We start from the raw sequence: 14,032 nt of genomic DNA on the forward strand, positions 1-14,032 counted from the left end.
GCCGAACTGCGAGGTGACCACCAGCTCCACCGCCTGCACCAGCAGGTCCAGGTCGTCGCCGATGTCCTCGTCGATCTTCTTCTTGCTGTCCAAGCCGGACCAGTGGTCCGGCCGCCGCCGCCAGGCCATACCCGTCAGTATGTCTGGCGTGGTGGCGTGCTGGGCAGCAGACCACCACCACCACCACCGCGACGACCGTTACCCGGATTACCCGGATTACCCGGATTACCGGGGTTACCGGGGTTACCCGGATTACCTGGGTTGCCTGGATTACCGGGGTTGCCTGGGTTGCCGGGGTTCTGGCAGAACCCGGGGATTGGGCAATCCGACTGCTCCTCGGCCGGCTTTTCGACCGGCTTGGTGCCGTTGCCGGCGTTCTCGTCGCCCATGCCGGTCACCGACGGCAGGGGCTCCGCCTTCTTGCCCTCCAACGCGGCGTTCATGAACCGCTGCCAGATGGCGCCCGGCAGCATGGATCCGAAGATGTTCCGGCCGTTCTTGTCGACGATCTCCGGCTTCTTCGGGTCCCGACTACCCACCCAGACGGCGGTGGCGTACTGCGGGGTGTAGCCGACCATCCAGGCGTGGGCGTTGAGGTCGTGGTTACGTCCCGACTCCCAGGTGCCGGTCTTGCCGGCGGACTCCCGGCCGTTCTGCAGGGCCCGGCCGTTCGGCTTGGGAATCTGCTTGAGGACGCCGGTAACCTCCTTGGCGACGGCGGGGCGGATCCGCCGCTGTGGATTGAGCTGCTCGCTCTTGACCAGCTCCCACTTGCCGGTGTCCACGTTCTGCTTCTCGACCTTGATCACGAAGTGGGCCTTGTTGTAGGTGCCGTCGTTCGCGAGTGTGGCCACGCCATTGGCGTGGTCCAGCACCGTGACCGGGTACTGGCCGTAGCTCAACACCCGGTCGAACTTCTCCGGGGCGAGCTCTTCCGACTTGTATTTGGCCAGGTCGTACGCCTGGGGCGGGTCGACGGTCCAGACCGTGGACACGCCGGCCTGCTTCACCATGTCCAGCACGGTCGACGTCTTGATGTCCTCGGCGAGGTGGAAGAACGGCACGTTGTACGACTCGATGGTCGAGTATTCGAGCGTGCACCACTTGCCGCAGGTCCGCTTCACGTCCCGGTTGGCGTTCTGAATTGGATCGGCAAAGCCCGTGGGCGTGAACGGGCTGGCGTCCCAGTGCGACTTCACCGAGATGCCGGCGTTGACGGCCGCCGCCAGGCTGTAGATCTTGAACGACGAGCCCGGCGGGTGCCCGCCGGTCACGTCACCGTTCTTGTCGACATTCTTGCCGGCGTAGTCGAAGTCAACGCCGCTGTCCCCGCCGTAGTAGGCGAGCACCCGTCCGTTCCTCGGGTCGATCGAGACCAGCGCGGCCATCAGGTTCTTGGGCTGGCCGGCCATCTCGGAGTTCTTCCTGGCCCGCATCGCGGCGTCTTCCGCCAGCTTCTGGAGCTTCGGATCGATCGTGGTCTGGATCCGATATCCGCCGTCCCGCAGCGCGTCGACACAGCTGACCTTGTCGGTTGCCCCCGGGGTGTCGGAGCAGAGGCCCCACTGGTCCATCTCCTGCCGGACATAGTTGATCACGTTGCCGCGAGGGCTCTTCACGCCGAAGCCGGTGTCCGCGACCGGCTTCGGCTTGAGGACGGTCTTCGGATACTCGGTCGGCCGCGCCGGCATGTTCGGCGCGTTGAGCCAACCCTCGGCGACCATGCCGTCGAGCACGTACGTCCACCGCGCCTGGGCGTCTTCCGGGTTGACGGACGGATCGTAGCCCCGGTGCGTGTCAGTGGCCTCCGGCTGCTTGATCAGGCCGGCCAGCACCGCGCCTTCGGCCACGTCCAGCTTCTTCGCGGGCTTGCCGAAGTAGGTCTGCGACGCCGCCTCGATGCCCCACGCGCCCCGCCCGAAATAGATCACGTTGAGGTAGTGCTCCATGATCTGGTCTTTGGAGTACGTGTCGTTCAGCTTCGAGGCGACGATCGCCTCCTTCACCTTCCGGGCGTACGTGTCGTCATTCAGGCTCGCGTAGGCGTTGCGGGCGTACTGCTGGGTGATGGTGGAGGCGCCCTGCTTGTCGGAGCGAGTGAGGTTGTTCCAGGCGGCCCGGGCGATGCCCTTGTAGTCCACGCCGGAGTGCCGATAGAAGTTCCGGTCCTCCGCCGCGGCCACCGCGTGCTGCACGTGCTTCGGAATGGCATCGATCTTGACGAGCTGACGGTTCTGGTCGCCGAGCTTGGCCAGCACCGTCTTGTTGTCCTTCGCGTACACGGTGGTGGACAGCGGCATCGGCAACTGGTCGGGCAGGACCACGTTCGTCGAGTAGTAGGTGAAGCCGACGACACCGATGCCCGCGAGCATGATGAAGACGGCGAAGCCGGCGATCAGGATGTTGAACCGCCGGCGCTTCTTCGTCCGGGCCCGCGCGGCCGGGTCGTCACTGCGGCCACCGCGTCCACCGCGGCCGGGACCGTTCGGGCCGCCCGGCCCGCCGGAGCCGCCGGCCGCCGTGCCGGGCACACCAGCCCGGCCGCCCGCCGAGCCGACGCTCGCCCGCCCCGCCGTACCCACGCTGGCCGCACCGACGGCGGCCCGCCCGGCCGTGCCCACGCTGGCCGCACCGACCGAGGCGCGGCCGGCCGGCCCGGCCGGGGACACCGGCACCGAGGCGCGGCCGGCGCCGGCCCGGCCCACCGAGGCCGAGCCGGAAGCACCGCGCGGTGCCGGGGCCACCCCGCCGACCGAGGCGCGCCCACCGGACGCGGAGCCCTGGGACGGCACGGAGGCGCGCGCCGAGGCACCGCCTTCCGGCCCGGATGACCAGTTGTTCCCGCGTGGGCTTCCGCCTTGATCGTGGTCGCCGTACGGGCCCGGGATCTGGGCCCGCCCACGCGAAGAACTGGGATCGCCGTAGTTCATTCCTCACACCCTGCCGGTCGCGATGGGGCGCAGGGGCGCCGCCACCGGGTTGCCGTGAGCTGGAACACGAGCCGCTGCCCCTCGTACGCACCGAGGCGCAGCGGTCGAATCCGACCTATTCGGACCAATCAGAATTGGATGCTGTCGGTCGCCCCGCCCGTACGTCGGGCCGGGGTTGACCGGCACAGCCACATTCACCGTTGCGCCTCTCGCCTCCGACGAGGGGTGGAGCCAGCCGGAGCGGACGAGCCGCTCACCGCCTGCTGCTCCGACCCGTCCTCCGCGCCCTCGGCCAGCCCGTCCCGGCCGAGCAGGTACTGCTCGACGAGATGGTTCCACGCACAGCCGGGGCACACCTCCACCACGAAGACCTGGAACTCACGCAGCGTCATCGCCAGGACCGACAACTCGGCCCGGGTACGCGCCTGCCCGGCGGACTGCTTGAGTTCGTCGCCGTAAATGTAGTGGACGTGCACGAGGTTCTCGCTGCGGCAGATCGGGCAGCGCTCCTCGGTGGGTTCACCATGGAACCGGGCCGCGTTCTTCAGGTACGGGGAGGCGTCGCAGACGTCGTACCTGCCGATTCGGGCGGCGAGCAGATCGCGCAGCACCGCTCGCTTCCGGAGCGAGTAGTCGACGACCTGGCGCTGCGTACGCATGCGGCAAAGGGTACGCGGTCCCGCCGGGTGAGGCGACCACCGTCACGATCCGTGATCGCACAAGCGCGTGTCGAATAGTTTGCCCTGATCACGGGTCTCCGCTAACGTGCGATGTATCGGTCCGATACATCGCGGCGGTTACGCCTCCACGCCGGGGGTAAGAAGGGGTGGCCCGTGCTCGAGCTCGCCATCCTTGGCCTCCTGCAGGAGGCTCCGATGCACGGCTACGAGCTGCGCAAGGAGTTGGCCGCCAAGCTCGGTGCCATCCGGGCGGCGATCAGCTACGGCTCGCTCTACCCGACCCTGCGCCGGCTGCAGGCGGCGGGATGGATCACCGAAGCCGCCGAGACACCCGCGACCGCCGAGGAGGTTCCCGCGCTGACCAGCCGCCGCGGTCGGGTGGTCTACACCATTACCGCGGAGGGCAAGGAACGGTTCGCCCAGCTGATAGCGCAGGCTGGGCCCGAGACGTACGACGACACGGGCTTTGGCGTGCACTTCGCGTTCTTCGCCCGGACCGACCAGGCCACCCGGCTCCGGATCCTGGAAGGTCGCCGCCGCAGGATCGAGGAACGTCGCGAAGGCCTTCGCGACGTACTCGGCCGGGCCGCCGAGCGACTCGACGCGTACACCCTGGAACTGCAGCGCCACGGCCTTGATGCCTGTGAGCGCGAGGTCCGCTGGCTGGAGGAGCTCATCGCCAACGAGCGCTCCGGCCGAGCCCCGACGGTCCCGGAACCCGGGACAGCCGGCGGTCGACGAGAAAACGAAAGCCCGCCTCCGCCTGGAGAGTCCAGGACAGAGCGGCCGTGATGAAAGAAGAAGGAGGCAGACGCTATGGGCTCCGTCCGCGTCGCCATCGTCGGTGTGGGTAACTGCGCCTCGTCCCTCGTACAGGGTGTGGAGTACTACCGGAACGCCGATCCGACCGACCGCGTCCCGGGTCTCATGCACGTCACCTTCGGCGACTACCACGTCTCCGACGTAAAGTTCGTCGCGGCGTTCGACGTGGACGCCAAGAAGGTGGGCATGGACCTCGCCGAGGCGATCGTCGCCAGCGAGAACAACACCATCAAGCTCTGTGACGTGCCGCCGACCGGCGTGACCGTGCAGCGCGGCCCGACGTTCGACGGTCTCGGCCAGTACTACCGCGAGATCATCGAGGAGTCGGACGTCGAGCCGGTCGACGTGGCCCAGGCGCTGCGCGACGCCCAGGTCGACGTGGTCGTCTCCTACCTGCCGGTAGGCTCCGAGCAGGCCGACAAGTTCTACGCCCAGGCCGCCATCGACGCGGGCTGCGCGTTCGTGAACGCCCTGCCGGTCTTCATCGCCTCCGACCCGGTCTGGGCGAAGAAGTTCGAGGACGCCGGCCTGCCGATCGTCGGCGACGACATCAAGAGCCAGGTGGGTGCCACCATCGTGCACCGCGCCCTCGCCAAGCTCTTCGAGGACCGCGGGGTCGAGCTGCTGCGCACGTACCAGCTCAACTTCGGCGGCAACATGGACTTCATGAACATGCTGGAGCGCAACCGCCTGGTCTCGAAGAAGATCTCGAAGACCCAGTCGGTGACCTCTCAGATCCCGCACGAAATGCAGAAGAGCGACGTGCACATCGGCCCGTCGGACCACGTGCCGTGGCTCGACGACCGCAAGTGGGCCTACATCCGCCTGGAGGGCCGCTCCTTCGGCGACGCCCCGCTCAACGCCGAGCTCAAGCTCGAGGTGTGGGACTCGCCGAACTCGGCCGGTGTCATCATCGACGCCGTCCGGGCCGCGAAGATCGCGCTGGACCGGAAGGTCGGTGGCCCGATCCTCTCCGCCTCCTCGTACTTCATGAAGTCCCCGCCCGTGCAGTACGCCGACCACGACGCGCACGCCGCCGTCGAGGCGTTCATCAAGGGCGAGATCGAGCGCTGACGCGCTGACGCACAGCACCGTCGAGGGCCGGGTCCACACGGATCGGCCCTCGACGCCATTTCAGGGAATTAGCCCACTTCTTCGGGCGAGATCTTGGTCGAGAGTGGCCCCTATAGGGGCCGAAATCCACCAAGATCTTCGGTTATCCGGCTAACCTGTCCCAGGAGCGCTCAACAGCCGGGCGACCAGGCCCGTTCCAGGGCCACCCGGGCCTCCAGCTCCAGCAAGGTCACCTTGCGCGGCAGGCCGCCGCCGAAGCCGACCAACTTGCCGCCGGCCCCGACGATCCGGTGGCAGGGCACGATCACCGGGACCGGGTTCCGGTTGCAGGCCACCCCGACCGCGCGGGCCGCACCCGGGTCGCCGACCTCCCTCGCCACCTCGCCGTAAGTCTTCGTCTCCCCGTACGGGATGCGGGTCATCTCGCGCCACACCGCCCGCTCGAACTCCGACCCCCGGCTCACCACCACCGGCACCGTGAACTCGGTCAGCTCACCGGCAAAGTACGCGCGCAGCTCGGCCACCGCGCGTGCGGTCACCTCGTCGCCGGGCTGGTCGGTCGCCGACTCCACCCGGCCGAAGTGCGCCCCCCGGATGGCCTCGCCGTCGGTGGCGACGCAGAACTCCCCGATCGGCGAGTCGAGCACGGTCCAACGCATGCGGCCATTCTGCCCGCGCCCACCGCGCCATCCGCATCCCGGCCAGGATTGTGCTGAGTGGTCGCACAGCCAGCGACTTGCCCGGTGTCGATATGGTGCAGGTCGTGGCCACCGGGACGCTCATCTTTCTGATCATTGGCGGGGTCGGGGCCGGCGTGCTGGCGCTCGCCCTGCTCGGTGCCGACCTGTTCAGCTTCGGTCACCCGGACGTCGACGGTCCGGTTTCACTGGAGACGGTCGCCGGGTTCATCGGGGCGTTCGGCTTCGGCGCCGCCATCGTCAACGAGCTGCTCGGCGGGGGTACCCCCGGGATGATCGCGGCGGCGGTGGCCGGCGGCGTGCTCGCCGCCGTGCCCACCGGCTGGCTGGCGGCCCGGCTCAGCCGGGCGGCGCGAAACATGCGTACGGACCCCACGCCGACCCGCGACCACCTGGTCGGCGCGGTCGGTCTGGTGGTGACCCCGGTCCCCGCCGATGGCTACGGCGAGGTCCGGGTACGCCTCGCCGGCCAGCCGGTCAAGCTCAACGCCCGCGCCGACCATCCGATCCCGGTCGGCGCCCAGATCTTCGTGATCGAGGCGCTCAGTGAGACCAGCGTGCACGTCGAAACCTACTGACCCCTTAGCAGAGACGGAACTGCCATGGATTCCCTGCTCGTCGCCATCGGCGGCGCGGTTCTCCTCGTCGTCCTACTCATCCTCTTCGTGCTCTCCCGGATCAAGGTGGCCGGCCCGAACGAGGCGTTCATCGTCACCGGCCGTAAGGGCCGGACCACCCAGACCGCCGACGGTGGGCGCTCCACCGACATGTCCGGCCAGAAGGTCGTCATGGGGGCGTCGGTCTTCGTCCTGCCGGTCGTGCAGAAGCTGCAGTCGCTGGACCTGTCCAGTCGGCGGATCCACGTCGAGATCCAGGGCGCGGTGAGCAAGCAGGGCATCCGCGCCAACCTGCAGGGTGTCGCGATCGTCAAGGTCGGCGGCACTGAAGACGCTATCCGCGCCGCCGCCCAGCGCTTCCTGCACCAGCAGGACGAGATCGAGGAGTTCACCCGCGAGGTGCTGGCCGGCGCACTGCGCTCGATCGTCGGCCGGCTCACCATCGAGGAGATCATCCGGGACCGGGCCGCCTTCGCCAGCGCGGTGGCCGAGGAAGCCGAGCACTCGATGACCAACCAGGGCCTGGTGCTGGACACCTTCCAGCTCCAGGACATCCTGGCCGAGGGGTCATACCTGGCCGACCTGGGCCGGCCGGAGGCCGCCCGGGTGCTCAAGGACGCCTCCATCGCCGAGGCCCGCGCCCGGCAGGCCGCCGAGCAGGAGCGGTTGCTCGCCGAGGAGGCAATCGCCGAGGCGAATCGGAACCTGTCCCTCAAGCAGGCGGCCATCCAGGCGGAGATCGACGCGGCCAAGGCCAAGTCGGCGGCGTCCGGTCCGCTCGCCCAGGCCGAGCGGGACCAGGCCATCCTCTCCGAGCAGCAGAAGGTGGCCGAGCGGAACGCCGAGCTGAAGCAGCGCCAGCTCGACACCGAGGTGCGCAAGCCGGCCGACGCGGCCCGGTACAAGGTCGAGCAGGAGGCCGAGGCCGCCCGCAACGCGGCGGTGCTGCAGGCCGATGCCGAGCGGCAGGCCACCATCGCGGCCGCCCAGGCCGCCGCCGAGCAGGCCCGGCTGATCGGTGAGGGCGAGCGGGCCCGCCGGGCCGCGCTGGCCGAGGCGAACGCGATCGAGGGCGCCAAGGAGGGTGAGGCCGAGCAGCGTCGGCGGTCCGCGATCGCCGAGGCGGTCGAGCGCGAGGGCCAGGCCGAGGCCGCGGCCATCCTGGCCAAGGGGCAGGCCGAGGCCGACGCGATGGCCCGCAAGGCCGAGGCGTTCGCCGCGTACGGCGAGGCCGCAGTGCTTGACCTGCTGGTCAAGGTGCTACCGCAGGTGGTCGGGGCGGCCAGCGCGCCGATCGGCGCGATCGACAAGATGACCGTCATCTCCACCGACGGCGCGTCGTCGCTGACCAAGTCGGTGGCCGACAACGTGGCCCAGGGTCTGCAGCTCGGCAGCGACCTCACCGGCATCGACCTGGCCGGGCTGCTCGCCAAGCTGGGCGGCGCGCAGATCAACGGCAAGACGACGGTGGACGGCAGCGCGGTCGAGAACTGAGCACCACCGGCCACAACGACGGCGCCCGCCGGGTCTCCCCTCTCGGGGAACTCCGGCGGGCGCCGTCGTGATCGGGCTTACAGGACGACGAGGATGAACTTCTCGCCGTTACCGAGACCCCAGGTGGGGCTGTAGACGTTGATGTTACGGCTGGCCTTCAGCTGACTGGTGCCCTTGCTGCCGGCGGTCACCGCCTTGAAGTTGCCGAACGAGAACAGGTAGACCGAGCCGTCGATGTTGTAGTCCAGGAAGCCGAACCGCTCCCAGCCACCGATCGACTTGCTCTTGGCGATGAGCGGCTTGGTGCCCTTCTTGTCCGCGGTCACGTACTTGCCGTTGCCCTTGGCACGCAGGCCGAACATGCCGTCCTTGACGGTGACGATCTCGAACTTCTCCCAGCCACCGATCGACTTGCTCTTGGCGATGAGCGGCTTGGTGCCCTTCTTGTCCGCGGTCACGTACCTGCCATTGACCTTCGACCTGATGCCGACCACCGGATCCGGCGCGGCGAAGTCGAACTTCTCGGCGGTGCCGATCGTCGTCTTCTTGGCGGTCACCGGAGAGGTGGTCTTGGGCGCGGTGACGTACCTGCCGTTGGCGTTCGCCCTCAGGCTCACCGTGCCGTCGATGTTGTCGATGATCCGGAACTTCTCCCGGGCGCCGATCTTCTTGCTCTTCGCGATCAGCTTGGCGGTCTTCTTGTCCACGGTCACGTACTTGCCGTTGGCCTTCGCCCGCAGGCCGACGAAGCCCTTGCCGGCGTTGACGACGTCGTACTTCTCCAGGCTGCCGAGCGACTTGGCGTTGGCGAGAAGCGGCTTGACGCCCTTCTTGTCCGCGGTCACGAACCTGCCGGTGGCGCGCGCCTTCAGCCCGTACGAGCTGCGGGCGAAGTTGACCGCGCCGACGTGCAGGAGCCGGTTGGTCGATCCCATGGGGTCGTGCACGGCACCGGCGATGCCGGTGGTGACGATGCGGTCCCGCACCTGCTTCGGAGTCCACTTCGGGTTCGTCTGAAGCAGCAGGGCCGCAGCGCCGGCCACGTGCGGAGCGGCCATCGAGGTGCCGTCCATCACGTCGGTCTTGTTACCCGGCGCGGCGGAGATGATGTTGACGCCGGGAGCGAAGGTGTCCACGCAGCGGCCGTAGTTGGAGAACCAGGCCCGGAAGTCCACCCGGTCCGTCGCGCCGACGGTGATGGCCGTCGGCACGGCAGCCGGCGAGACCTTGCACGCGTCCCTGCTCTCGTTGCCTGCCGAGACGGCGTACGTGACGCCGGAGGCGATCGAGTTGGCGACCGCGTTGTTGAGGGCCTTGTCGAGGCCGCCGCCGAGGCTCATGTTCGCCACGGCCGGCTTGACCGCGTTCGCGGTCACCCAGTCGATGCCGGCGAGGACCCCCTCGGTGGTGCCGCTGCCTTCGCAGTCCAGCACCCGCACCGCGACGAGCTTGACGCCCTTGGCCACGCCGTACTTCGTGCCGCCGACGGTGCCGGCCACGTGGGTGCCGTGGCCGTCGCAGTCCTGGGCCTCCTCGTCGTCTTCGACGAAGTCGTAGCCGTAGCTGGCCCGGCCGCCGAAGTCCGGGTGGTTGATGTCGATGCCGGTGTCCACGATGTACGCGGTGACCCCGGCGCCGGTGTTCGGGTAGGCGTACTTGCCGTTGAGCTTGGGTGCGGTCTGGTCGATCCGGTCCAGGCCCCACGGCGGGTTGGCCTGGGTGCCGGTGGCCGTGTAGCGCTGGACCTGCTGGACGTAGGCCACGTCGGGATCGGCCGCCAACTGTGCCGCCTGTCGACGGTTCATCGTGGCGGAGTAGCCGTTGATTGCCTTGGTGAACACCTTGCGAACGGATCCACCGTGCCTCTTGGTCAGCGCCGAGGCCCGCGCCTTGGCCGGGCTGGCCTTGCCGTCCTTCAGCACGACGATGTACCGGTCGGGCACGGCCTTGGCGGTGTCGGCACCCCGGGCCGGTGCCCGGTGTGGATCCGAGGGGGCGGCCATCGCGGTGCCACCGGTGGTGGCAAAGACGACGGAGGTCACGGAGGCGAGGGCGATCCCCGCCAGCGCGGAGCGGCGCAGTGCGCCAGGACGTGTCACTAAAAACTCCCCGTGTGCCGGCGAACCGTCCGGATCGGACGGATGGATGACCGCTCGTCGCAGTCTCACGGCAGGCGGCCGGAGACTCGTAGCGGTCGTACCATCATCCATGATGGTCACCGTCGATCGCGTCCACCGTTTGGTCGACACACTGGCGTACCGTCGTCACGCAGACGCCGGAATCAGTCCAGGACGCCCTGCTCCCGGGCCCAGCGCAGCAGCTCCGCCTCGGCCTCTTCCCGCTCCAGGGGGCCGCGCTCCAGCCGCAGCTCCTTGAGGTGCTGCCACGCCTTCCCCACCATCGGCCCCGGCGGCACGCCGAGCAGCTCCATGATCGCATTGCCGTCCAGGTCGGGCCGGACCCGGGCCAGATCCTCCTCGGCGGCGATCCGGGCGATCCGCTCCTCCAGCGCGTCGTAGTCGGCCGCGAGCTGGGCCGCCTTGCGTCGGTTGCGGGTGGTGCAGTCGGAGCGGGTGAGCTTGTGCAGGCGGGACAGCAGGTCACCGGCGTCGGTGACGTATCGGCGCACCGCGGAGTCGGTCCACTCGCCCCGGCCGTACCCGTAGAAGCGCAGGTGCAGGCCGACCAGCTTGACCACCTCAGCGGTGACGTCCTTGGGGTAACGCAGGGCCTTCATCCGGGCCTTGGTGAGCCGGGCGCCGACCACCTCGTGGTGGTGGAAGCTGACCCGACCGTCCGAGCCGACCGCCTTGGTGGCTGGCTTGCCGACGTCGTGCATCAGCGCGGCCATCCGGAGCACGAAGTCGCAGCCGTCCTCTTCCAGGGACATCGCGTTGCTGACCACGGTCAGGGTGTGCTCGTAGACGTCCTTGTGCTGGGCGTGCTCGTCGATCTCCAGCTTGAGCCCGGTCAGCTCGGGGAGGAAGCGCTCCGCCAGCCCGGTGTCGACCAGCAGCCGCAGCCCGGTGATCGGGTCCGCGCCGCAGAGCAGCTTGGTGAACTCGTCCCGGATCCGCTCCGCGGTGATCCGATCCAGGTCGGCGGCCATTCGGATCATCGCCGCGCGCACCTCTGGGTGCACCGTGAACCGCAGTTGGGCGGCGAACCGGGCCGCGCGCAGCATCCGCAGCGGGTCGTCGCCGAACGACTCCCGGGGCGTCCCCGGGGTACGGATGACCTTGGCGGCCAGGTCGGCGAGGCCACCGTACGGGTCGGTGAACCGGTGGTCGGGGACGCTGACCGCCATCGCGTTGACGGTGAAGTCCCGGCGCTTGAGATCGTCGATGAGGTTGGTCCCGTATTCGACGATCGGGTTCCGGCTGACCTGGTCGTACGCCTCGGCACGGAAGGTGGTGATCTCCAGGCGGAGCCCGTCGCGTTGGCAGCCGATGGTGCCGAACTCGCGCCCGGTCTCCCAGATCGACTCCGCCCAGCCCCGGACGATCTTGATGGTCTGGTCTGGGTGGGCGTCGGTGCAGAAGTCGAGGTCCTCACCGAGGCGGCCGAGCAGCGCGTCGCGCACCGAGCCGCCCACCAGGTGCAGTTCGTGGCCGGCCCGGGCGAAGCGCTGGCCCAGCTCGTCGGCGACCGGCGAGACGCGGAGCAGTTCGGCGACGGCGTTGCGCTGCGCTGCGGTCAGCTCGCGACGGTCGGCGGCGTGGGAGGCGGAAGCTTCGGACATGGGATCGCCAGCCTATCGGGCCGAGGTGCGATCTATTGCGCCGGGCGCGGGTATGCGGTCGCGGGTGACTAAGGTTTTGACCGTGCGGGCCCGGAGGTCCGGCTTCGACGTACCCCCTGGAGGCTGGAGATGAGCGGCGGGCTCTACCGCAGCGCGAACGCGCACGGCGGCGAGCCGCCGCCGAACGACGGAGCCATCTACATCTCCGCCGAGCCGCTGAACATGCCGGGCGTCGAGGCCACCGCGCCGCCGCAGGAGGTGGTCGCGGAGACCAGCGCCGCGGCGAACAGCATGGTGATGGCCGTCGGCAGCCTGGTGAGCCGGGGTACTGGCTTCATCCGCACCCTGATGATCGGTGCTGCCCTCGGCAACGCGGTCGGCAACGTGTACACCACGGCCCAGTTCCTGCCGAACCAGGTGTACGAGTTCCTGCTCGGCGGCGTGCTCACCAGCGTGCTGATCCCGGTGCTGGTCCGTCGTCGAAAGGTCGACCCGGACCGGGGCGAGGCGTACGCGCAGCGGCTGCTCACCCTGGCGGTGCTCACGCTGGCCGCCGCCGCGCTGCTGGCGATGGTCTCGGCGCCGTTGCTCACCGCGATCTACGCCGCCGGCAAGGACGCCACGTACAAGGGGCTGGTCAACGACCTGTCCTACCTGATGCTGCCGATGCTCTTCTTCACCGGTGTGAGCGCGCTGATCGCGGCCGTCTTGAACACCCGGGGGCACTTCGCCGCACCCATGTGGGCACCGATCCTGAACAACCTGGTGGTGATCGGCGTCCTCGGCCTGTACATCGGCGTCTACGGGGCCAAGGCGCTGAAGCCGGGGGAGATGACCCCCGGTCGGATCCTGCTGGTCGGCGGCGGCACCCTGCTCGGCGTCGCGGTGCAGAGCGCTGGCCTGCTGCCGGCGTTGCGCAAGGTGGGCTTCCGGTGGAAGTGGCGGTTCGACTTCCGCGCACTGGGGCTGCGCGAGCTGGGCCGGCTCGGTGCCTGGATGTTCTGCTACGTCGGGGTCAACCAGCTCGGCCTCTTCGTGGTGGTCAACCTGCTCACCCGGGCCGCCGGCGAGGACAAGGACAAGACAGAGGCCGGCCTGCTGATCTACAACAACGTCTTCCTGCTGCTGATGATGGCGCACGGCATCATCGCCGTCTCGATCATCACGGCGCTGATGCCGCGGATGAGCGCCGCCGCCGGCGAGGGCCGATTCCGCGACGTCACGGCCGACCTGTCCCGGGGTACCCGGATGGTCACCGCCGTCCTCGCCCCGGTCGCGGTCTGCTACGCGGTGCTGGCCGGCCCGATCTCGGTCGTGCTCTTCCGGCACGGCGCGTTCACGGGCAACGACGCGATGGCCACCTCGACCGTGCTGCTGGTGGCGGCGGTTGGCCTGGTGCCCTTCGCGATCAGCCAGCTCTTCACCTTCGCCTTCTACGCGCTGCCGGACACCAAGACCCCGGCCCTGGTCAACATCCCGGTGGTGGCGCTGCGGGTGCTCCTCCAGATCGGCCTCTTCCTCGCCTTCTCCACCACCTTCGCGGCGGCCGGCATGATGCTCGGCAACGCCATCTCGTACGTGGCGGCGGCGGTGATCTCGGCGATCCTGCTGCGTCCTCGGGTGGGTCGGATCGGGCTCGGCGAGATCATGCAGACCATGGGACGGGTGCTCGTCGCCGCGCTGGGCGCGGCCCTGGTCGGCCTGCTGGTGGTGAAGCTGCTGCCCGGCGAGCCGGCGCACCTGGGCTGGCTGACCGCCGTGATCCAACTGGTGGTCGGCGGTGCCGTGATCGGCGCGGCGTACCTCGGGCTGGCCACGGTGCTGCGGATCGGCGAGATCACCGAGGTGGTCGGCATGGTGCGGCGCCGGCTCGGCCGCTGACCCAGCTGCGTGACGGACGGTGAACGAGGATCACCAGCCTGGGGATACGGCTGTGGATAACTCGGAGTTTCGCGGCTGGATGGGCCTCTCGGCC

At 69.2% G+C, this 14,032-nt stretch carries 11 protein-coding genes; 6 read left to right on the top strand and 5 right to left on the bottom strand.

Features of this window, described 5'->3' with window-relative positions; genetic code table 11:
• Positions 1 to 134: 134 nt before the first annotated feature.
• Positions 135 to 2,531: a transglycosylase domain-containing protein gene (locus ABZ671_RS14510; protein WP_357856822.1), complete on the bottom strand. Its 2,397-nt coding sequence runs from the start codon at positions 2,529 to 2,531 to the stop codon at positions 135 to 137.
• On the opposite strand from ABZ671_RS14510, the gene ABZ671_RS14515 reads away from it, so the two are divergent.
• Positions 2,521 to 2,862 (top strand): hypothetical protein, encoded by a 342-nt coding sequence (locus ABZ671_RS14515; RefSeq protein ID WP_357856825.1) that lies wholly within the window; start codon positions 2,521 to 2,523, stop codon positions 2,860 to 2,862. The two genes, ABZ671_RS14510 and ABZ671_RS14515, sit on opposite strands and share 11 nt — an antisense overlap.
• 262 nt (positions 2,863 to 3,124) lie before the next feature.
• On the opposite strand, the gene ABZ671_RS14520 is transcribed toward ABZ671_RS14515, so the two are convergent.
• Positions 3,125 to 3,589: a DUF5318 domain-containing protein gene (locus ABZ671_RS14520; RefSeq protein WP_357856828.1), complete on the bottom strand. Its 465-nt coding sequence runs from the start codon at positions 3,587 to 3,589 to the stop codon at positions 3,125 to 3,127.
• A gap of 174 nt (positions 3,590 to 3,763) precedes the next feature.
• Here ABZ671_RS14520 and ABZ671_RS14525 point away from each other — a divergent pair, with 174 nt between their 5' ends.
• Positions 3,764 to 4,402, top strand: coding sequence for a PadR family transcriptional regulator (locus tag ABZ671_RS14525; RefSeq protein WP_357856832.1), 639 nt, complete (start codon positions 3,764 to 3,766; stop codon positions 4,400 to 4,402).
• Positions 4,403 to 4,426: 24 nt separating this feature from the next.
• Positions 4,427 to 5,506: an inositol-3-phosphate synthase gene (locus tag ABZ671_RS14530; RefSeq protein ID WP_357856835.1), complete on the top strand. Its 1,080-nt coding sequence runs from the start codon at positions 4,427 to 4,429 to the stop codon at positions 5,504 to 5,506.
• A gap of 170 nt (positions 5,507 to 5,676) precedes the next feature.
• Here ABZ671_RS14530 and ABZ671_RS14535 read toward each other — a convergent pair whose 3' ends face one another.
• Complete coding sequence (locus ABZ671_RS14535) at positions 5,677 to 6,165, bottom strand: methylated-DNA--[protein]-cysteine S-methyltransferase (RefSeq protein ID WP_357856838.1); 489 nt, start codon at positions 6,163 to 6,165, stop codon at positions 5,677 to 5,679.
• Between the two features lie 92 nt (positions 6,166 to 6,257).
• On the opposite strand from ABZ671_RS14535, the gene ABZ671_RS14540 reads away from it, so the two are divergent.
• The gene (locus tag ABZ671_RS14540) at positions 6,258 to 6,782 is read left to right on the top strand and encodes a hypothetical protein (protein ID WP_357856841.1); all 525 of its coding nucleotides are present in this window, start codon (positions 6,258 to 6,260) and stop codon (positions 6,780 to 6,782) included.
• Positions 6,783 to 6,806: 24 nt separating this feature from the next.
• Positions 6,807 to 8,315, top strand: coding sequence for an SPFH domain-containing protein (locus ABZ671_RS14545; protein ID WP_357856844.1), 1,509 nt, complete (start codon positions 6,807 to 6,809; stop codon positions 8,313 to 8,315).
• A gap of 77 nt (positions 8,316 to 8,392) precedes the next feature.
• Here the strand turns inward: ABZ671_RS14545 and ABZ671_RS14550 are convergent, their stop codons facing one another.
• Together ABZ671_RS14550 and ABZ671_RS14555 are read right to left on the bottom strand one after the other, a co-directional pair.
• Complete coding sequence (locus ABZ671_RS14550; protein ID WP_357856847.1) at positions 8,393 to 10,414, bottom strand: S8 family serine peptidase; 2,022 nt, start codon at positions 10,412 to 10,414, stop codon at positions 8,393 to 8,395.
• 182 nt (positions 10,415 to 10,596) lie between these two features.
• Complete coding sequence (locus tag ABZ671_RS14555) at positions 10,597 to 12,057, bottom strand: CCA tRNA nucleotidyltransferase (RefSeq protein ID WP_357856851.1); 1,461 nt, start codon at positions 12,055 to 12,057, stop codon at positions 10,597 to 10,599.
• Positions 12,058 to 12,186: 129 nt separating this feature from the next.
• Here ABZ671_RS14555 and murJ point away from each other — a divergent pair, with 129 nt between their 5' ends.
• Complete coding sequence (murJ, locus tag ABZ671_RS14560; RefSeq protein ID WP_357856854.1) at positions 12,187 to 13,938, top strand: murein biosynthesis integral membrane protein MurJ; 1,752 nt, start codon at positions 12,187 to 12,189, stop codon at positions 13,936 to 13,938.
• The last annotated feature ends 94 nt before the right edge of the window (positions 13,939 to 14,032 follow it).

It is taken from the genome of Micromonospora sp. NPDC006766 (assembly GCF_040636055.1).
In the GTDB taxonomy this organism is placed as follows: Bacteria; Actinomycetota; Actinomycetes; order Mycobacteriales; family Micromonosporaceae; genus Micromonospora.

What these genes read in the sequence shown, in the direction of transcription:
- ABZ671_RS14530 (WP_357856835.1), top strand. Translation starts at nt 4,427, where the DNA reads ATGGGCTCCGTCCGCGTCGCCATCGTCGGTGTGGGTAACTGCGCCTCG.
- ABZ671_RS14540 (WP_357856841.1), top strand. Translation starts at nt 6,258, where the DNA reads ATGGTGCAGGTCGTGGCCACCGGGACGCTCATCTTTCTGATCATTGGC.
- murJ (WP_357856854.1), top strand. Translation starts at nt 12,187, where the DNA reads ATGAGCGGCGGGCTCTACCGCAGCGCGAACGCGCACGGCGGCGAGCCG.
- ABZ671_RS14545 (WP_357856844.1), top strand. Translation starts at nt 6,807, where the DNA reads ATGGATTCCCTGCTCGTCGCCATCGGCGGCGCGGTTCTCCTCGTCGTC.
- ABZ671_RS14555 (WP_357856851.1), bottom strand. Translation starts at nt 12,057, where the DNA reads ATGTCCGAAGCTTCCGCCTCCCACGCCGCCGACCGTCGCGAGCTGACC.
- ABZ671_RS14520 (WP_357856828.1), bottom strand. Translation starts at nt 3,589, where the DNA reads ATGCGTACGCAGCGCCAGGTCGTCGACTACTCGCTCCGGAAGCGAGCG.
- ABZ671_RS14535 (WP_357856838.1), bottom strand. Translation starts at nt 6,165, where the DNA reads ATGCGTTGGACCGTGCTCGACTCGCCGATCGGGGAGTTCTGCGTCGCC.